The organism is Saccharothrix algeriensis (genome assembly GCF_016907655.1).
Lineage (GTDB): Bacteria > Actinomycetota > Actinomycetes > Mycobacteriales > Pseudonocardiaceae > Actinosynnema > Actinosynnema algeriense.
This window is the reverse complement of record NZ_JAFBCL010000001.1, coordinates 6,285,446-6,306,176: the sequence shown is the minus strand read 5'-3', so window position 1 is coordinate 6,306,176 and position 20,731 is coordinate 6,285,446. Positions and strand designations below refer to the sequence as shown.

Sequence of the window (20,731 nt, the reverse complement as noted above, 5' to 3'; positions counted from 1 at the left end):
CCGTCGAGCGGGCCGCCGCCGGTTTGACGGCGCTGGTCGGACAGCACCGGTCCGACAGCACCGGTCCGACAGCACCGGTCCGACAGCACCGGTCCGACAGCACCGGTCCGACAGCACCGGTCCGACAGCACCGGTCCGACAGCACCGGTCCGACAGCACCGGTCCGACAGCACCGGTCCGACAGCACCGGTCCGACAGCACCGGTCCGACAGCACCGGTCCGACAGCACCGGTCCGACAGCACCGGTCCGACAGCACCGGCCGGACAGCGGCGATCAGCAACTCCGGTCGGGCAGCGCCGATCGGACAGCGGGGCGGGTGGGCAGCGAACGGGCGGCGGAGGACGGCGAGGTGGTCGAGCACGCGCCGGATCGCCGCGCCGCGCGAAGCCCCTGCGCACGCGCGACCGTCAGGGGACGTGGGCGAGGAAGTGGCGCAGCGCCGCCAGCCCCGGCGTGGGGTCGGCCAGGCCGGGCGGCTCCGGGGCCGGCGGCGGGGTCGGCTCCCGGCCCTCCAGGGAGTCGGCCGCCGCCCACGCGACGTGCAGGGCCCGCAGGTCGCCCCGCGCGAGCTCGTCGCGCACCGGCGCCATCCCGGCCAGCCAGGGGCTGGGGTCGGTGCCCCGGTAAGCGTGCTCGCCGTCCTCCTCGTAGCGGTTCAGCTCCACGAGCAGGTCCTCGCCGAGGTCGGTGATCCCCACGACGCCGGGGCGCCGGTAGGGCTCGACCAGGTCGGCCAGGCCGGAGGGCACCCGCAGCCACAGGCTCCGCGCGCCGCTCTGCCGGAAGTGCAGGCCCGCGTCGAAGTACGCGGAGAGCAGTTCGACGTCCACCCACCGGAAGTCGTGCTCGCCCGGCTCCACTTCCACGTCGACCACGGCCCCGTCGCGGTCGACGTCCCCCTCGGGCAGCACCTTGGCCAGGTTCGCCACCTGCCTGTCGGTCAGCGGTCGGTCGAGAGCGCGGAACTCGTAGTAGTACAGCTGCCTGTGCCTGCGCTTGCGCCCCCGCCCCCGTTCCTCCCACCACCTGTCGATCACGGGCCGGTCGTAGGCGGCGTCCTCGTAGGCGTGCCAGGCGCCGACCACGCCCTCCAGGTGGCCCGGGCTCAACCGCACCGCGCGCGCCGCGTCGGCGGGCGCCAGGTGCTCCGGCCACCCGCACACCTCCCGCAGGTGCCAGTCCCGGAAGGCGGTGCGCCGCCGCGCCTGTTCGGGCGTGGCGGCACGGGCGACCTGGTCCCGGATCGCCCGGTCCACCTCGACCGGTCCCGGGTGGACCAGCCGCAGCCGTGCCAGGTGGACCCGGAACAACTGCTCCAACGCCGCCAGTGCGGTGGGCAGCCCGATGAACGTGTCGCGCCCGACCCGGGAGTCGTGCAGGCGCTCCAGCGGGTTGCGGGCCAAGGTCTCCAGCAGCGGATCGCAGGCCGGCGACCGCAGCGGTAACCGGTGCAGCAGCAGCTCCACCGTCTTCTGCCCGTAACCCTCCCGCTTCCGGACGTGCTCCAGGACCAGCAGGACGCCTTTGTCCTCGTCCAACCACACGTCGTGGAGCCGTGGGGCCGAGCACGCGCGGCGGGCGGTGCTCAACGCCGAAAGGAACGACGCCTTCGGATGGCGTTCGCGCACCCGGCGCCTGAGCGCCGGCAACTCCTCGGCTGCGGCGGTGGCGACGACGTGCTCCTGGTCCACGGCTGCTCCTCGTGACGGTGGCGTTGATCGCATCGTGCCGGCACGGGGCTCCGGGAGTGCACGGGCGAGCGCACGAGCGCCGGCGGGGGGGCGCGGGCCGGCGGGTGTTGTCCGCTGGGAGCGGAAGCCGGGCCGGCGGGCGCCGGACCGGTGCCAGGATGACCGCATGGCGGACATCCTGACCTTCCACCGCGACCGCGCCTCCGCATCCGACCGCGCCTCCGCATCCGACCGCGAGCGCCGGTCCGAGCCCGAGCGCGCACCCGAGCGCGCACCCGAGCCGCTGTGGCGCGAGGTGCTCGGCCGCCGGTTGCGGGCCACCAGGGAGGAGCGGGGTGGCCGCCTGGTCGACGTCGCGGAGCGGGCCGGCATCTCGCCGCAGTACCTGTCGGAGATCGAGCGCGGGCGCAAGGAGCCGTCCAGCGAGATGATCGCCGCGGTCACCGGCGCGCTCGGCGTCGACCTGGCCGACCTGCTCGCCGGCATCGCCGGCGAGGTCCGGCGGCACCGCGGCACGAGCGCCGCGATCGGGCGCTCCCCGGTCGGGCGCCGCCCCGCGGGACCCGTCCTCATGGCGGCCTGAGGCCCGGAGCCGGCCGGGCCCCAGGACCGCTCAGGGCCGCCGGTCGAGGACGTGGTCGGCGAGCCCGTAGCCGACGGCGCCCGCCGCGTCGAACACGCGGTCGCGGTCGGTGTCGTGCCGCAGCTGCGCGACGTCGTGGCCGGTGTGCGCGGAGAGGATGTCCTCCAGCTGGGTGCGCACCCGCACCACCTCGTCGGCCTGGAGGATCAGGTCGGGGATGGTGCCGCGGCCCTGCGCCGCGGGCTGGTGCAGCACCACCCTGGTGTGGGGCAGCACGAAGCGGTGCCCGGCCTGCCCCGCGGCCAGCAGCACCGCGCCGGCCGCCACCGCCTGGCCGACGCACGTCGTCGCCACCGGGGCCTTGATGAAGCGCATGGTGTCGTAGAGCGCGAGCATCGCCGACGGGTCGCCGCCCTCGCAGTTGATGTAGAGGTTGATCTCCTGCTCGGGGCTGTTGGACTCCAGGTACAGCAGCTGCGCGATCAGCGCGTTGGCCACGCCGGAGTCGATCGCGGTGCCGAGGTAGACGATCCGCTCCGACAGCAGGTGCGAGTAGACGTCCATGATCCGCTCGCCGCCCTGGCCGCGCGCGATGACGTTGGGGATGGTGTAGGTGCTCACGCGCGTGCTCCCGTCGCCGGGCCGAGGCCCAGTTCGTGGCTGCGCACCGGCAGGACCTGGCCGAGGTCGCCGACGACGTGGTCGATGAAGCCGTACTCGCGCGCCTGCTCGGTGGTGAACCAGCGGTCGTGCAGGGAGTCGGCGAAGACCCGCTCGATCGGCTGGCCGGTGTCCTGCGCGATGAGCCCGATCACCGTGTCGCGGGTGTGCCGCAGGTCGTCGGCCTGCACCTCCACCTCGACCGCGGAGCCGCCGATGCCCGCCGAGCCCTGGTGCATCAGGATGCGGGCGTGCGGGAGGGCGAAGCGCTTGCCCGGCGTGCCCGCCGACAGCAGGAACTGCCCCGCGCTGCACGCCAGCCCCAGCGCCAGCGTGGCCACGTCGCACGGCACGAGCCGCATCACGTCGCGGATGGCCAGCATCGCGGGGACCGAGCCGCCCGGCGAGTGGATCCACAGCGCGATGTCCTTGCCGGGGTCCTCGCCCGCGAGGGACAGCAGCTGGGTGGCCAGCACCGTCCCGTTGTCGTCGTCGAGCACGCCGTCCAGCACCAGCACCCGCCGGCTGAAGAACCGTTCCCGGAGCCGGTGGTCGAACAGCGGCTGCTTCACGTCGTTGGTCATGCCCCGACGATGCCGCCACCCCGGCGCCGTCCGCCGGCGTCTCCGCTGTGAGCGGATCAGCCCACAGCAGGCCGGTCGCGCGGCCCGGGCGGGGGCACGAGAGGGGAAGGCCCGGACCCCTCGGTGTTCCCGGGCCTTCCCGGTCCATCGGGGACGGTCGGTCGCCGGCGCCGGGCGGCGACCGCCGATCACAAGCCGCCGATCACAAGCCGCCGATCACAAGCCGCCGATCACAAGCCGCCGATCACGGGCCCGGGACCGCTCGTCGCGCTGCGCAGTGCGGGCCGTCGTCCTCTTGGTGCCGTCCGGGCGGCGGTCGGCGGCGGTCGGACCGGACCTCCATGACCTTCTGGCGCAGCACCCGGTCGGAGTCCAGCGCGCGCACCTGCCCCCTGGCGGACAGGCGCAAGTCGACCGGCAGGCCGCAGAACCGCTCGCGGTGCGCGGGCTCGGTCCACCGCGCAGCGGTGTCGGCCGGCACGTCCGCCGCCCCGGCGCGGGTTCCGCCGGCGTCCTCCGGGCACTCGCCGCCGTGCCGGCCGACGACCGCGTGGACCGCGGCAGCGCCGACCCCGGCAGCGCCGACCCCGGCGGGACCGATCCCGGCGGGGCCGGGCGGGGTGGGGTCCGCCTGCGCCGGAGTGACCGGGGTGGAGGAGGTGAGCAGCAACGCGATGCCGGCCAGCAAGGCCGCCGGTCCTGTGCCCATGGATCACGCCCCATGTCCGTGCGGGTGGTGACTGCCGGCCCATGGTCGCGCGGGGCTGGGGGGACTGGTCCCCGGACCGCAGCCGCGCCTCGGCGGCGAGGCGGCGTCGGTGGCGACGGCCGGTCCGACCCGGCCGCGGGGCGCCCGGCGGCGGAATGCCCGATCTCGGAGTGCCCGGCGGCGGGCGCGGGCTGCGCGACCGCGCTGCCGGGTCGTCTCACGCGCCGTCGTCGCTGATGTCCTCGATGAAGCGCTCGGCGAAGTCGCGCAGCTTGACGTTCTCGTGCTGGGACCGGTCGACCAGCATCGCGAACGCCTCGTCCGGACCGACCCGGTGCACGGCCATGACCACGCCCTTGGCCTGGTCGATCACCGCCCGCGAGGTCAGCGCCCGGCTCAGCTGGGCCACCTGCTCGCGGGCGCGCAGGTAGCGGCGGGCGTTGCGCAGCGCCGCCTGCGCGGCCGTGGTGTACAGCCCCAGCAGGGCTTCGTCCAGCGCCCGGAAGCCGTGCGCCTGCTCGCTGTAGAGGTTGAGCGACCCGGAGTGCTCGTCGTCCACGCGCAGCGGGGCCGCCAGGTAGCTCCCGACGCCCAGCCCGGCGACCTCCCGGCCGAAGGCGGGCCACCGGTCGGGCACCTGCTCCGCCGCGGCGCGCTGGACCTGCCCGGTGCGGGCTGCCTCCAGGCAGGGGCCCTGCCCGGCCCGGTACTGCGCCAAGTCCACGTCGAGCGCCCGCCGGGCGGTCGACGCGCCGGTCTCGGGGCCGCCCTCGCGCAGCAGGGTCACGCTGGCCAGGTCCGCGCCCGGGATCGCGAGGACTGACTGGCGGCAGGTGCGGTCCAGGATGACCGACAGGTCCTCCTCCTGCTCCAGGATCCCGGACAGCTCCTCCAACGCCTCGGTGACGCCGTCGATCCACCGGACCAGCCCCTCGGGGGCGTCGTCCACCTCGACCCGCTGCCTACCCACCACACCGCCTCCTCGAGCACGCGCCGGGCGTCGCCCCGCCTGCCTCGTCCGACTTCTGTGCCCAGAGCGGGACGTCGTCACACTTCCCGCGCCGGTCGGGCTCCCGAGGCGGACGTGACGCCGACTGCCGGTTACAACGGGTGCGGCGGCGGGTATGCGCCGGGGTGACGGGGCCGTCCCGACCGGGGCGAGGCCGACCGGGGAAGCGGGTGCGGGGATGGAGTCGGAGTCGCTGCCGACCGACGAGCTGGCGGCCGTGTTCGCCCGCGTCTCCGGACTGCTGCTGTCGGCGGAGACGGTGAACAACGGGTTGGCGCTGGTCACCGCGTTGGCGAAGGAGTCCTTCGCGGGCACCGCCGGAGCCGGGATCACGCTGCTCGACCAGGCCGGCGACCGGGTGACCGCGGCGGCGACCGACGCCGTGGTCGAGCGCGCCGACGCCCTGCAGTACGAGCTGGGGCAGGGGCCGTGCCTGACGGCGTGGGAGCAGCGCGCCGTGGTGCGCGTCGACGACCTGGACCGCGAGGAGCGCTGGCCGGACTGGGTGCGGGCCGTGGCGGGGGTCGGCCTGCGCTCGGTGCTCAGCGCTCCCCTGCTCCTGGACGGGAAGCTGCTGGGCGCGATGAAGGTCTACGCCTCCGGGCCCGGCGCCTACGGCGAGCGGGAGGAGCACCTGTTGACGATGTTCGCCACCCAAGCGGCCATCCTGCTGGACAACCTGCGCACCTCCGAGGACGCGCGGCGGGTCAGCGACGACCTCCGCCGGGCGCTGCGCGGGCGCGACGTGGTCGCGCTGGCCAAGGGCGTCGTCATGGCCCGCGACGGCGTCGACGAGCGGGCCGCGTTCCTGGTGCTGGCCGACTTGGCGCGCCGGCGCGGCACGACGCTGCGCCGAGCCTGCGAGCACCTGGTGCGGTCGGCCCCCGGGCGCCCCGGCCGATCGCGATGACCACCGACCACGCGGACGAGCAGCAGCACAGCATCGCCGCCGCCCTGCCGCACGCCCGGCTCACCATCGACGAGCTGTGGCTGCGCTACTTCGCCCTCGGCGGCGACTGCGGTGTGATCGACATCGACGCCTACGTGCACGGGCTCGGCCGGCTGCCCCCGCTCCAGTGCGACATCCTCGCCCACGCGGTCAACGAGCGCCTGGACGAGCTGACCCCGCCGCACCGCGCCTACTACAGCCGCCCGGCGCGCGAGAGCGAGCCCCGGGGCCAGTCGCTGTCCGCCCTGGTGGAGCTGCTGGAAGGAGCGGAGCTGGCCCCGCCGGAGCGGCTGCCCGCGCTGCTCGACGCCGCCGCGCGGACCCTCGGCGTGCGGATCACGATGTACCTGGTCGACCGCGACGCGCGGCGCCTGCACCGGTGGCCCGCGGCCGACGGCGGGCCGGACCGGGAAGCGGCGGACCGGGAAGCGCCGGAGCTGGACGGCAGCCTGGCCGGTCGCGCGTTCCGGGAGGTGCGCGTCCTGCCGGCGCGGGTGGGCCCCCGGCTGTGGGTGCCGCTGCTGGACGGGGCGGAGCGGCTGGGGGTGCTGGAGGTCGAGGTGGACGACGCCGTCGACCTCGAGCACCCGGGGCTGCACGCCCAGTGCCGGTGGCTGTCCATCCTGCTGGGGCACCTGGTGAGCCAGCTCGCCCGGTACGGCGACGCCGTGGACCTGGGTCGCCGGTCGCCGCCCCGGAACGTGACCGGCGAGCTGATCCGGTCGCTGATGCCGCCGATGACCGCGGGGGTGGACGACTTCGTGGTGACCGGCGCGGTCCAGCCGCGCCACGAGGGCAACGGCGACGCCTTCGACTACTCCCTGTCCGAGACCACCGCCACGCTGATCGTCCTGGACGCCGCCGGGCACGACCTGCGCAGCGGCCTGGTCGCCGCCACCGCGCTCGCCGCGCACCGGCGGGCCCGCCGCGCGGGCCTGGACCTGGGCGAGCGGGCCCGCGCCGTCGACGAGGCCCTCGGCCGGCAGCTCGGGGGCGGCGCGTCCGCCACGGCGGTCCTGGCGGAGGTCGACCTGACCACCGGGCGGCTGCGCTACCTCAACGCGGGCCACCCGCGGCCGCTGGTCGTGCGCGGGGGCGGGGTGGTCGAGCCGCTGACCGGCGGGCGGAGGCCGCCGCTGGGCCTGGGCGGCGCCGAGCGGGTCCGCGCCGAGCCGGCCGTCGCCGAGGAGGTACTGCGCCCCGCGGACTGGCTCGTCGTCCACACCGACGGCGTCACCGAGGCCCGCGACCCGCACGGCGCGCCGTTCGGGGAGACCGGCCTGGCCGAGTTCCTGCGGCGCGAGGCCGCCGCGGACGACCCCGCGCCCGAGACCGCCCGGCGGCTCGTCCGCGCCGTCCTCGCCCACCAGGGCGGCGTCGCGCAGGACGACGCCACGGTCGTGCTGGCCCGGTGGACCGACCCCGACGCGCTGCTGCCCGGACGGCCCGACCGACCCTGAGCCCGACCGGTCCAGAACCCGACTTGCGCTGAATCCGACCAGCCCAGAACCCGACCGGCGCTGGTCCGACCGACTATGAGCCCGACCGACCCGGAACCCGACCGGCCCAGAGCCGGCGCGCGCGGCACGCCGGGGCCGGCGCGCTCAGACGCGGTCGGAGCCGCCCATGGCGAGGCGGATGGTGAAGCCGTCCTCGTCGCGCGCGAAGGCGACGTGGTGGCACAGCTGGTGGGTCAACCACAGGCCGAAGCCGCCGGTGGACCGGTTCGAGGCGGGCAGCAGGCCGGCGAACGGGTCGCCGGGGCCGGCGCCGCGGTCGTGGACCGTGACGACCAGCAGCTCGGCGTCCGACCACAGCCGCAGCCGCACCGGCGGCAGGCCGTGGCGCCCGGCGTTGGTCACCGCCTCGGTCACCGACAGCAGCGCGTCGTCGACCTCCTCGGCCGTGAGCCTGGTGCGGTTGGCCGCCAGCACGGCGCGGCGGGCCGCGGTCGGCGTCGGGTCGACCAGCTCGACCAGCGGCGGCGTGCGCTGGATCGGGTAGTCGGCCGGGGCGGGCGGCGCGGACAGGAACGACGGCGGCTGCACGTAGCGGTCGTTGGCCAGGCGGCCGTCGGGGGTGGCCACGAACGGGTGGGTCGAGGCGACGTCGTCCAGGACGTGCCGCGGGGTGGTCCTCAGGTCGTAGCCGCACATGCTGCGCAGCGGGAACACGTCGTAGATGTGGTTGACCGCCGCCTCGTAGCGCGCCCACCAGTCCCAGCGGGCGCCCAGGCCCGCCCGGGGCACCTCGCCGAAGATCCGGATGCGCCGCGCGCCGCCCGCCAGCAGCCGGGTCATCAGCTCCCGGTAGGACTTGATCGCCGTCGCGGGCCGGGCGTAGACGTCGTCGCCGACCAGGAAGGTGACGTCGGCGGCCCCCGGCAGCGCGGAGCGCACCAGGTCGGTCTTCTCCCCGTCCAGGGAGACCACGACGGCTTCGCCGGCGCGCAGGCCCGCGTCGAGGAACGGGACCGCGACGGCCAGCAGCTCGTCGTGGGAGCGGTAACAGACGGCCGCGTGGTCGTAGCCACGCGTGCCCGCGCCCGCGCTTGTCGTCATGCTGCCCGCTCTGTGCTCTGGCCGGGCCGAGGTCGCGGAGGCGACGATCGGACAGCGGCGTGCGTGCCGACGGCCCACCGAATGATCCCCAGTGTAATCGAGCCGGGACGAGGCGGTCCCGCGGGAAGTCCCGGTTCCCCGCGCCCGTTCCCCGCCTGCCGCGTGGTGGTGATCACCCGGCGCCGCTCCCGGCGGACCCCGACCAGGTGAAACCGCCGGGGAGCCGGTGGCTGCCGACCCCGCCGGGAGCGCGCGGGTGGTTGTGGTCGCCCGTCGGACGTCGTACCGTTGGGTCGTCCCGCTGTGACCGCACGCAGCGAAGAATCGGGTTGAGCAGAAGCTCGGTTGTTGGTTCTCGTGCCAGCCGAGAGGTGCCCCATGGGCGAAATCTGCACCACAATACCGTCCGCGATGATCACCCAGGTCGACCGCAACGACGGTCTGTCCGTGGTCGAACTGGTCGGCGAGATCGACATGGACTGCGACGGGCCGGTCCGGGCCGCCCTGTGCCGGCAGCTCGACCAGCGGCCCGCCGGGCTGGTCGTGGACCTGACCGGCGTCGACTTCTTCGGGTCCACCGGGATCCGGCTGCTGGTGGAGGCGTCCGCGCGCGCCCAGCGCCTCGGCGTGGCGTTCGCGGTGGCCGCCCGCGGGCGCGCCGTCCTGCGCCCGCTGGAGATCACGTTCGTGGGGCTGACCCTGGACGTCCACCCCACCCGGCAGGACGCGTTGGACGCGCTGCGGGCCGGCATCGTGCCGGCGGCGCGGCGAGCGGGGCGATAGCCCCGAACGCGGCGGCAGTCCCGAACGCGGCGGCAGCCCCGCACCGGGCGGTCCCCCGCCGGGGCCGGCCCGTCGCGGACCGGCCCCCGGGCCCGGTCGTGGCCGCCGCGCCCGACACCCCGGGCCGGGCTCAGCTGCCGTCGATGCTCTCGTCGACGGTGTCGTCGGCGGCCTGACCCCGGCGGTCGGCCTCGGAGCGGGTGTCCGCGTCCAGCCCGCCGACCGCACCCGCGTCGGGGCCCACGTCGGCGTCCACCACGCCCTCCTCCCGCTCGACCGGGTCGCCGGCGGGCGGCTCCTCGGCCGTCACGTCGGGCCGCTCCTCGGCGAGCCGGTCCGACAGCGGGCGGGGGTGGGACTCCTCCCACGGCGTCATGCCGTACTTGGTGACGCCGGACCACTGCTCGGGCGGGTCCATCCCCGACTCCAGCGGGTCCTTCCGGAGGCGGTCCTCGTCCAGGTCCTCGGCGCTGTTCAGCGCCGCCGGGTCGGTCTCCACCGCGTCGGGGGCCCCGGTGGCCTGGGGTTCCGCGTACGAGTTGAGGTCTTCGGTGCTCATACCGGACGTGTACCCCTTTTGGCCGCGCGCAACCGGTCGGCGTCGATCTTGTGAGCACCGTCCCGCGGCGCGCTCAGCCGATGCCGTGCTGCTGCAGCCACAGCTCCAGCACGCCGACCTGCCACAGCTCGTTGCCGCCGACCTTGGTGGTGCGGCCGTTCGGGTCGTCGAGCAGGCCGTCGACGTGGTCGGGCCGCAGCACGCCGCGCTGCCGGGCCGCCGCGGAGGACAGGGTGGAGCGCAGCAGGTCCAGGACGTCGCCGTCGAGCCGGGTCAGGGCCGGGACGGGGAAGTAGCCCTTGGGGCGGTCCACCACCTCGATCGGCAGCACCTCGCGCCCGATGTCCTTGAGCACCGCCTTGCCGCCCTGGCCGGACTTCAGCTGCGGCGGGCAGGCCGCGACCAGTTCGACCAGGTCCTGGTCCAGGAACGGCACCCGGGCCTCGACGCCCCACGCCATCGCCATGTTGTCCACCCGCTTGACCGGGTCGTCCGGCATCAGCAGGTGGGTGTCGGTCCTGAGCACGGCGTCCAGCGCCGTGTCCGCGCCCGGCCGCCCGAGGTGCTCGGCGAGCAGGTCGCCGCTGACGTCGCGGTCGGTCAGCCAGTCCGGCCGGAGGACGCGCGCCAGGCCGTCGTGGTCGTGGTCGGCGAACGCGGCGTGCAGCAGCCGCGCGGCCCGGTCCCGCGGCGCGCCGGCGGCGGGCTGGTGGTAGCGGTAGCCCGCGAACACCTCGTCGGCGCCCTGCCCGGACTGCACGACCTTGACGTGGCGGGACACCTCCCGGCAGACGAGGTGGAACGCGGTGACGTCGTGGGTGCCCATCGGCTCGCTCATCGACGCCACGGCCTGCCCGACCGCCGTGGCCAGCTCGTCGTCGCCGACGTGGATCCGGTGGTGCTCGGTGCCGAACTTCTGCGCCACGGCGTCGGAGTAGGCGAACTCGTCGCCGGCCACGCCGTCGCGGTCGGTGAAGCCGATGCTGAAGGTGCTGGGCCGGTGGCCCTCCTCGGCGAGCAGGGCGACCAGGAGGCTGGAGTCCAGCCCGCCCGACAGCAGCACGCCCACTTCGACGTCGGCGACCGTGCGCCGCCGCACCGCGGTGCGCAGCGCGTCGCGCACGGCCTCCTGCCAGTCCTGCGCGCCCCACCCGGCGTGCTCGGGCCGCCGGGTGTAGGACGGCTGCCAGTAGACGTGGTCGCGGGGCGCGCGGCCCGGTTCCAGGACGCGGACGGTGGCGGGCGGCAGCTTGCGCACCCCGCGCAGGATCGTGCGCGGGGCCGGGACGATGGAGTGCCAGGTCAGGTAGTGGTGCAGGCCCGCGGGGTCGAGCCGGGTGTCGACGCCGCCGCTGGCCAGCAGCGCGGGCAGGCTGGAGGCGAACCTGGTGCGGCCCGGCAGTTCGGCGACGTAGAGCGGTTTGACGCCCAGCCGGTCCCGCACCAGCAGCACGCGGTCGCGCCGCTGGTCGACCAGGGCGATGGCGAACATGCCGACGAGGTGGTCGACGAACCGCTCGCCCCAGCGGTGGTACGCCTTGAGGACGACCTCGGTGTCGCTGGTGGACGTGAAGCGGTAGTGGTCGGACAGCTCCGCGCGCAGCTCCTCGTAGTTGTAGACGCACCCGTTGAACGCCACGGCGAGCCCCAGTTCGGCGTCGACCATGGGCTGCGCGCCGGTGTCGGACAGGTCGATGATCGACAGCCGGCGGTGCCCGAGCGCCACCCGCCCGGCCGACCAGCAGCCCTCGCCGTCGGGGCCGCGCGACCGCATGGCGCCCGTCATGCGCGCGACGGCGTCGCGGTCCGGGGCGTGCGCCCGGTCGTTCGTGACCTCACCGGCGATTCCGCACATGGTTCACCTCGGGTGGCTCGGTCGGCGGGACGTGACGAGCCCGCGCGTTCGCACCCGTGTACCCCGATCAGGCGAGGTCAAGCGCGTTGCCGAAGCGCCGCTCGCGATCCCCTGCCCCGCCCACCGCACGGACGGGCGACCTCGCCGTGGTGACGGGCGATGCCGCGGCGAGCCGCCCACCTGCGCGGGCGAGCGTCCTCACGGCGAGCGCGCGGCGGTCCGCCGGAAGCGGCCTTCGCCACCCGCGGTTCCCCGTCGAGCCGCCGGGAATACCCGGTGACGGGCGGGTCGAAACGCAGATGTGACGACCGATGTCTTGACGCGGGCGGCGCGCCGGCCTGAGGTGGGCGCCATGCGCTTTCCGCTCGACGCGCCGCCGCGCGCGCCCCTCGGCCCGGCGCCGGGGCCCGCCGGCGTCGACCCGCGCCCCGCCCCCGACCTGGACGCGGCCACGATCCCGGGGCTGGCCGACCGGATGGCCGCCGGCACCCTGACCTCCGTCGAGCTGACCCGCGCCTACCTGGACCGCATCGCCACCGTGGACCGGCAGGTGCGGTCGGTGCTCGTGGTCGACCCCACGGCGCTGGAGCAGGCGGCGCGCAGCGACCGGCGGCACGCGCTCGGGCGGGCGCTCGGGCCGATGGACGGCATCCCGGTGCTGATCAAGGACAACATCGACACCCGGGACCTGGGCGCCACGGCGGGGTCGCGGGCGCTGCTCGTGCCGCCGGTCGACGACGCCGAGCTGGTCGGGCGCCTGCGCGCGGCGGGCGCGGTCGTGCTGGGCAAGACCAACATGTCGGAGTGGGGCAACTTCCGCTCCGCGTGGTCGACCTCGGGCTGGTCGGGCGTGGGCGGGCAGACCCACAACCCCCACGTGCTCGACCGCAACCCGTGCGGCTCGTCCTCGGGGTCGGGCGCGGCGGTCGCGGCGTCGCTGGCGCAGGTCGCGGTGGGCACCGAGACGTGCGGGTCGGTGGTGAGCCCGGCCGGCCACAGCGGTGTCGTGGGCGTCAAGCCCACGCTCGGCCGGATCAGCGGCGACGGCATCGTGCCGATCTCGACGCGGCAGGACACCGCGGGCCCCCTGGCGCGGCACGTCGTGGACGCCGCGATCCTGCTGTCGGTCCTGGAGGGGCGCGGGGTCGACTACACCGCCGCGCTCGCGGGCGACGCGCTGCGCGGCGCGCGGATCGGGGTGTGGCGCCGGGCGGGGCGCGACGCCGAGGTCGACCGGGTGGTGGAGTCCGCGGTGGGCGTGCTGCGGCGCGGCGGCGCCGCGGTGGTCGAGGTCGACCTGCCCCACCAGGACCGGATCGCGCAGGCCGCGCTGCCCGCGCTGCTCACCGAGTTCAAGCACGACCTGGAGACCTACCTCGGGACGCGGCCGGGCGCGCCGCGGACGCTGCGGGAGCTGATCGGGTTCAACCAGGCCGACCCGGTCGAGCTGGGCAGGTTCGGCCAGGACCTGCTCTTCGAGGCGGAGAAGGCGCCGCCGATCACCGACCCGGTCTACCTCGACCAGCGCCGCACCGCGACCGACCTGGCGCGCCGGTCGATCGACGAGGTGCTCGCGGCGCACCGCCTGGACGCGGTCATGGCCCCGACCAACGGGCCGGCGTGGCGGACCGACTACGCCGGGGACCCCGTCGGCCTGGGCACCGCCACGCCCGCGGCGGTGTCCGGCTACCCGAACGCCACGGTCCCGGCGGGGTTCTCCGGCCCGCTGCCCATCGGCGTGTCGTTCATGGCCGGGCACGGGGCGGACGCCGCGGTCCTGCGGTTCGCGGCGGCCTTCGAGCGGGCCGCGCCGGTGCGGCGGGCCCCGGCCTACCTGCCCACGCTGCCGTAGCCCTGCCGGGACAGGGCCCCGGACGCCGCTGCGGCGCCGCTCCCCCGACGTCTTCGGGGGGCGGCGCCGCAGCGGCGGTCGGTCGTGCGGCGCGGCCCTCGGGTCCGCCTCCGCGCCGGGCGCGGGCGGTCGGGGCCGGGGCGCGCAGCCGGTCACGCAGACGGTCGCCCAGCCGGTCATGCCGCCGGCCACGCGGCGGTCGTGCCGCCGGTCGCACAGCCGGTCACATCGCACAGCCGGTCACGCCGCCAGTCGCACAGCCCGTCACGCAGACGGTCGCACAGCGGTCGTGCCACGGGTCACGCGGCGGCCGTGCCGCCGGTCACGCCGCGGTCTCCGGCACCCAGTCCTGGTTGGTGTCGCGGGTCAGCAGCGCGACCACGTCCTCCAGCCGCCCCCTGGCCTGGAAGGCCCGCCGCTGGCGGACGGCCCCGTTGCCGTTGCGCAGGACCTTCGTCAGCAGGGACTCGACCGCGCGCAGCTCGCCGGTCCGGCGCAGCGCCGGCCGGACGTGGCGGACCAGCCGGCGCAGCAGGTGGGCCGCGGGGACGCGGCGGTGGGTGACCAGGTCGACGCCCTCGCCCGCGACGCCGTCGCGGGCGGCGCGCCACTGGGCCGCCCGCAGCTCCTCACCGGTCACCACCACCGCCTGCTCCCCCCGCCGGATCGCCTCGACCGCGGTGGTGACCAAGGCGCGGACCAGGGCGGCGAGCAGGACCGTCTCGTCGACCGTGGCGGGCACGTCGGAGACGCGGACCTCGACGGTGGGCAGGTGGTCCGACGGCCGCACGTCCCAGTAGACCATCGCCCGGTCCAGCACCGTGCCGCTGTCGACCAGCATGTCCACCACCGAGTCGTAGTGCTCCGCCGAGGTGAAGTACGGCGGCGCGCCCGAGCACGGCCACCGGCCGGCCAGCACCGAGCGCCAGCTGGCGTACCCGGTGTCGACGCCCTGGTGGATCGGCGAGTTCGCGGTCAGCGCCAGCAGCACCGGCAGCCACGGGCGCAGGTGGTTGCACACCTGCACGGCGGTCTCCCGGTCCGGGACCGCGACGTGCACGTGGCAGCCGCAGATCCCGTGCTCGGCGGCCAGCAGCCCGTAGCCCTCCCCGATCCGCCGGTAGCGGTCGGAGTCGCTGAACGGCTGGGCCATCGGGCCGACCAGCGGGACGCCCACGGCCAGCAGCTGCGCCCCCGCCTGGAGGGCGGCGGCCGCGGCCACCGACCGCGCGGTCAGCAGGTGCCCGCGCACCTCGCGCATGGTGCGGCACACGGGGGTGTTGCTCTCCACCTGGACGCGCGTCAGCTCCGGCTGCAGCTCCGCGCCCAGCCGGTTGGCCAGGTCCACGACCTCGGCCGCCACCTGGACGGGCCGGCCGCTGCCCGGGTCCACGACCAGGAACTCCTCCTCCACGCCCAGGGTCGGCACGTCGAGGTCGGACGAGATGGGGTGATCGGCGTTGACCATGCTGTCCTCATCGTTCGCTGGTGGTTCGCGCGGGACGGCGCACCGCCTTCGCGGACCGTGACCACGGGGAGCCCGGGGCAGGCCGACCGCGCGGGGTGTCGGCGCGCTGCTTGACCGACCGGAAGTCCTCTTCCGCGGTTGCGGGCGGGGGCCCGGAACCGCCGGAGATGTCCCCGAAATACCACTGGTAGCCACGGGTGAAACCGCGCTTGCCCAGAGGTACCGCCCACCGGTTCCGGCGCCGGGCAGCTCCTCGGAGCGCGCCACACGAGTCGTACCCGACAGCCGGGCGTGACCGCCGGGCAGGAAGGCGACGCCCGGCAGCGACAACCCGGTGCCCACCGGGTCCTCCGAAGCCGGTCGGGGAGGTCAGTCGTCGTGGTCGGTCTCGCGGTCGGTGGGCGCCAGGTACTTCTCGGTGGCCCGGTCGACGCCGACGTCGCCCTGGTCGCGCTTGAGCACCGAGTAGTGCGACTCCTCGCGCATCCGCTCGACCATGTGCGGGTAGTGCAGCTCGAACGCGGGGCGCTCGGAGCGGATCGGGGGCAGCTCGGTGAAGTTGTGCCGGGGCGGCGGGCACGAGGTCGCCCACTCCAGCGAGTTGCCGAAGCCCCACGGGTCGTCCCGCCCGGCCGGGTCGCCGAACCGGTAGCTGCGCAGCACGTTGTAGAGGAACGGCAGCGTGGAGGCGCCGAGCACGAACGCGCCGATGGTGGAGAGGGTGTTGAGACCGGTGAACTGGTCGCTGGGCAGGTAGTCGGCGTAGCGGCGGGGCATCCCCTGGTTGCCCAGCCAGTGGTGCACCAGGAACGTCAGGTGGAAGCCGATGAAGGTGGTCCAGAAGTGGACCTTCCCCAGGCGTTCGTCGAGCATCCGGCCGGTCATCTTGGGGAACCAGAAGTAGATGCCGGCGTAGGTGGCGAAGACGATCGTCCCGAACAGCACGTAGTGGAAGTGCGCCACCACGAAGTAGGTGTCGTGCACGTGGAAGTCGATCGGCGGCGAGGCGAGCAGGATGCCCGACAGGCCGCCGAACAGGAAGGTGACCAGGAAGCCGACGCTGAACAGCATCGGCGACTCGAAGGTCAGCTGGCCCTTCCACATGGTGCCGATCCAGTTGAAGAACTTGATGCCGGTGGGGATCGCGATGATGAACGTCGTGGCGGAGAAGAACAGCAGCAGCACCGCGCCGGTGGCGTACATGTGGTGCGCCCACACGACCACCGAGTACAGCGCGATGGCGATGGTGGCGTAGACCAGGCCCTTGTAGCCGAAGATCGGCTTGCGGCTGAAGACCGGCAGGATCTCCGAGACGATGCCGAAGAACGGCAGCGCGATGATGTAGACCTCGGGGTGGCCGAAGAACCAGAACAGGTGCTGCCACAGGATCGAGCCGCCGGTGGCGGGGTCGAACACGTGCGCCCCGAGGTGCCGGTCGGCGAGCAGCCCGAGCAGCGCGGCGGTCAGGATCGGGAACGCCACCAGCACCAGCAGGGCGGTGATGAAGACGTTCCAGGTGAAGATCGGCATCCGGAACATGGTCATGCCCGGCGCCCGCAGGCAGGCGACGGTGGTGATCATGTTGACCGCGCCGAGGATCGTGCCCAGGCCGCTGATCACCAGGCCGGTGATCCACAGGTCCGCCCCGACGCCGGGGCTGTGGACGGCGCTGGACAGCGGCGTGTAGGCGGTCCAGCCGAAGTCCGGGGCTCCGGCCGGGGTCAGGAACGCGCTCACCGCGATCAGGCCGCCGAACAGGTACAGCCAGTACGACAGCGCGTTGAGCCGCGGGAACGCCACGTCCGGCGAGCCGATCTGCAGGGGCAGGACGAAGTTGGCGAAGCCGAACACGATCGGCGTCGCGTACAGCAGCAGCATGATCGTGCCGTGCATGGTGAACAGCTGGTTGTACTGCTCGTTGGACAGGAACTGCAGTCCCGGCCGGGCCAGCTCGCCGCGCATCAGCAGCGCCATCAGGCCGCCCACCAGGAAGAACCCGAACGACGTCGTCAGGTAGAGCATCCCGATCACCTTGTGATCGGTCGTGCGGAACAGGCGCAGCAGCGCCGATCCCCTCGGGCTGTGCCGCGCGGCCTCCACCGGCAGGATCGGCGTGGGCTTCAGCGTCGTCATGACCGTCCTCGGCTTGTTGGTGCGGTGCACGGGTCCACCGATTCGGGACCCCCCTCTTCGACGTCCCCGACAGCCGCCGCGCGGCCGGGGGACGCGCCCGGTTACCCGGTTCCGGTGGGTCTACACGCCGTGATCACGGATCACCCGCCCAGCCGTCGGCCCGCGCCGCGCCACCCGGCGGGTGGCGCGGCGCAGTGGGCTTGACGTGCTCGAACGCCCGGCGGACGGGCTCATCCGGCTCGCCCCGGCTTGATCGACCCGGCCCGGCCCGGCTCAGCTCGCTCGACCCGGCCCGGCTCAACCCGGCCCTGCTCGGCCCTGCCCTGCTCGGCCCGGCTCGACTTGATCCGGCTCGGTCCGGCCCAGCCCGGTTCGGCCCGACTTGGCTCGGCCCGGCTCGATCCGGCCCGGCTCACTCGGCCCGACTCGGCCCGGCCCGGCTCGATCCGGCTCAGCTCGCTCGGCTCAGCCCGGCCTCAGCCCGACCCGGTTCGGCCTGCCGATTGCATCAGGGTCGCGCCCGGGGGATCACGCCCCGCGCGACGCCGGCACGAGCACCTCGGCGGCGTAGGGCGCCATGCGGCGGATGAGGTCGTCGCGGGTCGGCTGCGACACCGCGGGGCGGGTCGTCGCGCACCGCTCGCCGCGGAACAGCCGGCGCGCCCACCGGGCCACCGCCGTCGGGGAGGGCACGGGGTCGGGGCCGAAGTAGGCCAGGACGATGAGGTCCTCACCGCTGTGCGTCTCGACCGCCGCCGACCACCCGGTCTCCTCGTCCCACATCAGCGCGACGTCCCGGTCGGGGAAACCCGGCAGCCGGCCGTCCAGCGCCAGGTACACGGTGGCCGTCGGCTCGGTCTGCACGTACCAGCACTCGCCCGTGAGCCCCAACTGCCCCGTCACCGATCGGACGTAACCGCGAAGAGCCCACACCAGGGCATCGTCGAAATCCAGCTCCATTGCGCACCGCCACCTTCTGCCCGGGTCTCCCGGAGTCGATGCGCCGGCTGCTTGACGCCACGACGGAGTACCCATCAGTGACGGAAATGAACCTGTTCGGGCGATCACAAGGGCTGATCCGATTCAGGGCGTCCCGGGTCGGGCCACGCAGGTCGCCGAACAACTGGCTCGCGCGCCGGCTGTTGTGGGAAGAGGACGACCTCCAGAGCTGAGACGCTGGGACATCGGATCAAGCTTTTCGGCCATTGAACGTCTCACCGCCGACCGGTTGACTGAGCGCGTGTCCGAACATCCGATTCTTGTCACCGGGGCGACCGGCAAGTCCGGTCGCCGTGTCGTGCGCCGCCTGCGCGCCCAGGGGTTCCCGGTCCGCGCGGCGGCCCGCAACGGCGAGCACGCCTTCGACTGGACCGACCGCGGCACCTGGGACGCCGCGCTGGAAGGCGTGCGGTCCGCCTACGTCGTCCAACTGGACGGCACGCGGCTCGTTCGCCCGTTCCTGGAGCGGGCGGCGCGGCTGGGGGTGCGGCGGGTCGTGCTGGCCTCGGGCCGCGGGATCGACCAGCCCGGCTACGTGAGGGACCGCGGCGGCGTCCTGGCGGGCCTGGCCGACAGCGAGGCCGCCGTGCGGGAGAGCGGTCTGGAGTGGACGATCAGCAGGCCGGGCTGGTTCGCGCAGAACTTCAGCGAGGGGTTCTTCGCCGACGCCGTCCGCGCCGGCGAGCTGCGGCTGCCCGCCGGCGACGGGGCCGCGAGCTTCGTCGACGCCGAGGACATCGCCGCGGTGGTGGTCGCCGCGCTGACCGGGGAGGGGCACGCGGGCCGGGTCTACGAGCTGTCCGGGCCGCGGGCGGTCACGCTGGCCGAGGCGGTCGCCACCATCTCCGAGGCCGCCGGCCGCGAGGTCCGCTACGTGCCGCTCGCGGTCGAGGACTACGTCGCGGAACTGGTCGGGCAGGGCTTGTCGCGCGCGGACGCCGAAGCCTTCGCGGACGTCGTCGCGCCGCTGCGGGAGGGCAAGGACGAGCACGTCTCCGACGGCGTGCTGCGCGCCCTCGGCCGCCCGCCGCGGTCCTTCGCCGACTTCGCCGGGTCCACCGCCGCCGCGGGCGGTTGGTCGTCCTGACGGCAGGACGCGATCGCCGGCAGGTCGCGGCCGGCGGCAGGACGAGCCCACTGGCAGGTCGTGGTTTCCGGCCGCGACCGCCGAAGACGTCTTCCGTCCTTTGTGGATTGATCCGCGCTCGGCCGCGGCGGGCCGGTGAGGCCCGTCGCGCCTTGCGGTGCAGGACCCCGCAATGGGTGCACCCGACGGTGTCGGCCCGGGTGGCCGCGGTGGGCGGGTGGCGCGAGGGTTGGCGTGTCGCGGAAAGCGGGCTCGGACGGGGAAGAGCACCGGGCCGGGCCCGCGTTCCGCTCGACCGCGAAAACCCGACCACCAGAGGAGGAAGTCGTGGCGAACGCCGCCAACCTCATCCAGGACCACCAGTCCCGACTCCCGATCCGCGAGCAGGTCGAGACCAACGGGCTGCTCGCCGCCGCACGGGCGGGGCGGGTCAGCGCGGAACAGCTGCAGCGCTTCGTGGCGGCCGAGTTCCTGTCCCAGAACGCCGAGATCGTCAAGTACGGCAACCTCCTGGTCCGCCACTCCCACGAGGTCCCCGGCGTGGTGTTCGCCCACCTGGCGGCCCTCTACCTCTCGCAGCGGCGGCTGCTGACCGACGTCGCGGCGGCCGACGTGGGGCTGAACGTCGACGAGCTGCGCAGCGCCGACCTGCCGCAGGAGGTGCACGACTTCAGCCTGGCCGAGACGTGGGTGGGCGTCCACGCCGGCCCCGGCGAGGCGGCGCTGGCCGTGCACACCGACTTCCAGCTGTTCGCCCCGGTCGCCACCGAGCTGGTCGACGCGCTGGGCAGGCTGGACGACGTGCCGCGGTCGGTGGTGTCCTACCTGGAGAACTACTCCCAGGAGCCCGCCGTGCTGCGCGAGGGGCTGGTGGAGGTCGTCGAGCACGGCCTGGCCGAGGGGGAGCCGGAGAAGTGGCTCTTTCGCAGCGCCGGCGACATCCCGGACCTGCTGACCGCCTACTGGGGCTACGTCTCGGGCTGATCGGGCCACGCGATCCGTTGACTTGGCGTGATCATCTGATGACAATGGGTGCTCCCAGTTGAGGAGCGGTGCGGTGAAGTTGCTGAAGAAGGTCCTGCGTCGTCGTCGTTTCGCCAAGCCCGGCTACTACGCCTACCCGGCGGTGTGATCGGGCCGTCCTCCCGGGTTGCCCGCGCAGGCGGCCCGGGGAGGACACCCCGGGCAGCACCCCGCAGGGCAGCACCGGGTGGGGCACCCCGGAGGGCATCCCGGAAGACACCACTG

The 20,731-nt window shown here is 74.7% G+C and carries 18 protein-coding genes; 7 read left to right on the top strand and 11 right to left on the bottom strand.

Annotated features, from left to right (window positions below):
• Window positions 1-408 precede the first annotated feature (408 nt).
• Window positions 409-1,692, bottom strand: coding sequence for a hypothetical protein (locus JOE68_RS28420; RefSeq protein ID WP_204845445.1), 1,284 nt, complete (start codon window positions 1,690-1,692; stop codon window positions 409-411).
• 166 nt (window positions 1,693-1,858) lie between these two features.
• Here JOE68_RS28420 and JOE68_RS28415 point away from each other — a divergent pair, with 166 nt between their 5' ends.
• Window positions 1,859-2,275, top strand: a complete 417-nt coding sequence (locus tag JOE68_RS28415; RefSeq protein WP_204845444.1) for a helix-turn-helix domain-containing protein — start codon at window positions 1,859-1,861, stop codon at window positions 2,273-2,275.
• 30 nt (window positions 2,276-2,305) lie between these two features.
• Here the strand turns inward: JOE68_RS28415 and JOE68_RS28410 are convergent, their stop codons facing one another.
• From JOE68_RS28410 to JOE68_RS28395, 4 genes are all read right to left on the bottom strand, one after another.
• Window positions 2,306-2,896 (bottom strand): ClpP family protease, encoded by a 591-nt coding sequence (locus tag JOE68_RS28410; RefSeq protein ID WP_204845443.1) that lies wholly within the window; start codon window positions 2,894-2,896, stop codon window positions 2,306-2,308.
• Entirely contained in the window at window positions 2,893-3,519 is a 627-nt protein-coding gene (locus JOE68_RS28405) for a ClpP family protease (protein ID WP_204845442.1), read from the bottom strand. Before JOE68_RS28405 ends, JOE68_RS28410 begins: the two co-directional genes overlap by 4 nt.
• A gap of 244 nt (window positions 3,520-3,763) precedes the next feature.
• On the bottom strand, window positions 3,764-4,228 hold the full coding sequence (locus JOE68_RS28400; RefSeq protein ID WP_204845441.1) for a hypothetical protein: 465 nt from the start codon (window positions 4,226-4,228) through the stop codon (window positions 3,764-3,766).
• Window positions 4,229-4,445: 217 nt separating this feature from the next.
• Entirely contained in the window at window positions 4,446-5,201 is a 756-nt protein-coding gene (locus JOE68_RS28395; RefSeq protein ID WP_307819952.1) for an ANTAR domain-containing protein, read from the bottom strand.
• Between the two features lie 214 nt (window positions 5,202-5,415).
• Between JOE68_RS28395 and JOE68_RS28390 the strand changes: the two genes are divergently transcribed.
• Window positions 5,416-6,147: a GAF and ANTAR domain-containing protein gene (locus JOE68_RS28390; protein WP_204845440.1), complete on the top strand. Its 732-nt coding sequence runs from the start codon at window positions 5,416-5,418 to the stop codon at window positions 6,145-6,147.
• A complete protein-coding gene (locus JOE68_RS28385; RefSeq protein ID WP_204845439.1) occupies window positions 6,144-7,646 on the top strand; it encodes a PP2C family protein-serine/threonine phosphatase in 1,503 nt (500 codons plus the stop codon). The genes JOE68_RS28390 and JOE68_RS28385 overlap by 4 nt, the downstream gene beginning before the upstream one ends.
• Window positions 7,647-7,790: 144 nt before the next feature.
• Here JOE68_RS28385 and JOE68_RS28380 read toward each other — a convergent pair whose 3' ends face one another.
• The gene (locus JOE68_RS28380; RefSeq protein ID WP_204845438.1) at window positions 7,791-8,747 is read right to left on the bottom strand and encodes an anti-sigma factor RsbA family regulatory protein; all 957 of its coding nucleotides are present in this window, start codon (window positions 8,745-8,747) and stop codon (window positions 7,791-7,793) included.
• A gap of 411 nt (window positions 8,748-9,158) precedes the next feature.
• Here JOE68_RS28380 and JOE68_RS28375 point away from each other — a divergent pair, with 411 nt between their 5' ends.
• Window positions 9,159-9,530: an STAS domain-containing protein gene (locus tag JOE68_RS28375; RefSeq protein ID WP_204845437.1), complete on the top strand. Its 372-nt coding sequence runs from the start codon at window positions 9,159-9,161 to the stop codon at window positions 9,528-9,530.
• Window positions 9,531-9,660: 130 nt separating this feature from the next.
• Here the strand turns inward: JOE68_RS28375 and JOE68_RS28370 are convergent, their stop codons facing one another.
• Together JOE68_RS28370 and JOE68_RS28365 are read right to left on the bottom strand one after the other, a co-directional pair.
• Window positions 9,661-10,089, bottom strand: a complete 429-nt coding sequence (locus JOE68_RS28370; RefSeq protein WP_204845436.1) for a hypothetical protein — start codon at window positions 10,087-10,089, stop codon at window positions 9,661-9,663.
• A 73-nt stretch (window positions 10,090-10,162) separates the two neighbouring features.
• Window positions 10,163-11,944 (bottom strand): N-acetylglutaminylglutamine amidotransferase, encoded by a 1,782-nt coding sequence (locus tag JOE68_RS28365; RefSeq protein WP_204845435.1) that lies wholly within the window; start codon window positions 11,942-11,944, stop codon window positions 10,163-10,165.
• A gap of 352 nt (window positions 11,945-12,296) precedes the next feature.
• On the opposite strand from JOE68_RS28365, the gene JOE68_RS28360 reads away from it, so the two are divergent.
• A complete protein-coding gene (locus JOE68_RS28360) occupies window positions 12,297-13,796 on the top strand; it encodes an amidase family protein (RefSeq protein WP_204845434.1) in 1,500 nt (499 codons plus the stop codon).
• A 322-nt stretch (window positions 13,797-14,118) separates the two neighbouring features.
• On the opposite strand, the gene JOE68_RS28355 is transcribed toward JOE68_RS28360, so the two are convergent.
• The 3 genes from JOE68_RS28355 to JOE68_RS28345 form a co-directional block, all read right to left on the bottom strand.
• Complete coding sequence (locus tag JOE68_RS28355; RefSeq protein ID WP_204845433.1) at window positions 14,119-15,264, bottom strand: carboxylate-amine ligase; 1,146 nt, start codon at window positions 15,262-15,264, stop codon at window positions 14,119-14,121.
• Between the two features lie 369 nt (window positions 15,265-15,633).
• Complete coding sequence (gene ctaD / locus JOE68_RS28350) at window positions 15,634-17,397, bottom strand: aa3-type cytochrome oxidase subunit I (RefSeq protein ID WP_204845432.1); 1,764 nt, start codon at window positions 17,395-17,397, stop codon at window positions 15,634-15,636.
• A 528-nt stretch (window positions 17,398-17,925) separates the two neighbouring features.
• A complete protein-coding gene (locus JOE68_RS28345) occupies window positions 17,926-18,300 on the bottom strand; it encodes a DUF6292 family protein (RefSeq protein WP_204845431.1) in 375 nt (124 codons plus the stop codon).
• Between the two features lie 337 nt (window positions 18,301-18,637).
• On the opposite strand from JOE68_RS28345, the gene JOE68_RS28340 reads away from it, so the two are divergent.
• Complete coding sequence (locus JOE68_RS28340; protein WP_204845430.1) at window positions 18,638-19,483, top strand: NAD(P)H-binding protein; 846 nt, start codon at window positions 18,638-18,640, stop codon at window positions 19,481-19,483.
• Between the two features lie 327 nt (window positions 19,484-19,810).
• A complete protein-coding gene (locus tag JOE68_RS28335) occupies window positions 19,811-20,467 on the top strand; it encodes a hypothetical protein (RefSeq protein WP_204845429.1) in 657 nt (218 codons plus the stop codon).
• Window positions 20,468-20,731 lie beyond the last annotated feature (264 nt).

Coding starts and splice junctions, on each gene's coding strand:
- JOE68_RS28375 (WP_204845437.1), top strand. CDS start 9,159: ATGATCACCCAGGTCGACCGCAACGACGGTCTGTCCGTGGTCGAACTG.
- JOE68_RS28380 (WP_204845438.1), bottom strand. CDS start 8,747: ATGACGACAAGCGCGGGCGCGGGCACGCGTGGCTACGACCACGCGGCC.
- JOE68_RS28390 (WP_204845440.1), top strand. CDS start 5,416: ATGGAGTCGGAGTCGCTGCCGACCGACGAGCTGGCGGCCGTGTTCGCC.
- ctaD (WP_204845432.1), bottom strand. CDS start 17,397: ATGACGACGCTGAAGCCCACGCCGATCCTGCCGGTGGAGGCCGCGCGG.
- JOE68_RS28415 (WP_204845444.1), top strand. CDS start 1,859: ATGGCGGACATCCTGACCTTCCACCGCGACCGCGCCTCCGCATCCGAC.
- JOE68_RS28355 (WP_204845433.1), bottom strand. CDS start 15,264: ATGGTCAACGCCGATCACCCCATCTCGTCCGACCTCGACGTGCCGACC.
- JOE68_RS28365 (WP_204845435.1), bottom strand. CDS start 11,944: ATGTGCGGAATCGCCGGTGAGGTCACGAACGACCGGGCGCACGCCCCG.
- JOE68_RS28405 (WP_204845442.1), bottom strand. CDS start 3,519: ATGACCAACGACGTGAAGCAGCCGCTGTTCGACCACCGGCTCCGGGAA.
- JOE68_RS28360 (WP_204845434.1), top strand. CDS start 12,297: ATGCGCTTTCCGCTCGACGCGCCGCCGCGCGCGCCCCTCGGCCCGGCG.
- JOE68_RS28385 (WP_204845439.1), top strand. CDS start 6,144: ATGACCACCGACCACGCGGACGAGCAGCAGCACAGCATCGCCGCCGCC.
- JOE68_RS28370 (WP_204845436.1), bottom strand. CDS start 10,089: ATGAGCACCGAAGACCTCAACTCGTACGCGGAACCCCAGGCCACCGGG.
- JOE68_RS28400 (WP_204845441.1), bottom strand. CDS start 4,228: ATGGGCACAGGACCGGCGGCCTTGCTGGCCGGCATCGCGTTGCTGCTC.